This window comes from Nonomuraea mangrovi (genome assembly GCF_042681425.1).
Classification (GTDB): Bacteria; Actinomycetota; Actinomycetes; order Streptosporangiales; family Streptosporangiaceae; genus Nonomuraea; species Nonomuraea mangrovi.
Window position 1 is genome coordinate 1 of the sequence record NZ_JBHUFV010000120.1, and the last position, 742, is coordinate 742.

The window sequence follows — 742 nt, forward strand, 5'->3', positions numbered from 1 at the left end:
GCAGGCCAGGGCGGTGACGATGGTGGAGGTCCAGAATCCGACCGGCTGTTCCGAGCCGGGAAAGGGGACGTTCTGGCCGTAGAAGCCGAACACCATGGTCGGCACGGCGACGACCGCGGCCACGCCGGTGATCTTCTTCATGATGGTGTTCAGCCGGTACCCCTGCTGGCTCAGGTGCGTCTCGCGGATGTTGCTCACCAGATCGCGCAGGGAATCTGTCCATTCCGTCACCCGCAGCACGTGGTCGAAGACGTCCTGGTAGTAGGGCGCCAGCGCAGGCTCGACGACGTGCAGGTCACGCCGGAGCAGAGCGGCCAGCACCTCGCGCATGGGCAGCACCAACCGGCGCAGGCCGACCAGGTTCTTGCGCAGGGCGAAGGCATGGCGTTGCAGGTCGCTGCCGGGCGGTGTGTCGTCGAACAGGCGGTCTTCCAGCTCCTCGATCTGGCCGTCGAGCGCCTGGACGATGTCGAAGTGGCCGTCGACGACCTGGTCGAGCAGGCCGTACAGCAGGTAGCCCACGCCGTTTCCGGCCAGCTGGGGCCTGCTGTCCCACGCCTTGACGACCTCGTCGATGTCGAAGCCGTCATTCTCCCGCACCGTGACCAGCGCTTGACGGGTGACGAAGACGTCGATCTCCGTGGAGCGCAGGATGTCGCTGCCGGGTTCGAGACGGACGGCGTAGACGGCCAGGAAGAGGTGGCTGTCATAGACGTCCAGCTTGGGTCGCTGCCGGTCGTGT

Annotated in this window: 1 protein-coding gene; it reads right to left on the bottom strand. The window is 66.3% G+C overall.

Annotation, left to right across the window (positions count from 1 at the left end):
- Nucleotides 1-742: magnesium transporter CorA family protein (locus ACFSKW_RS54750; protein WP_379583850.1), on the bottom strand; the 742-nt coding region annotated here is incomplete at both ends.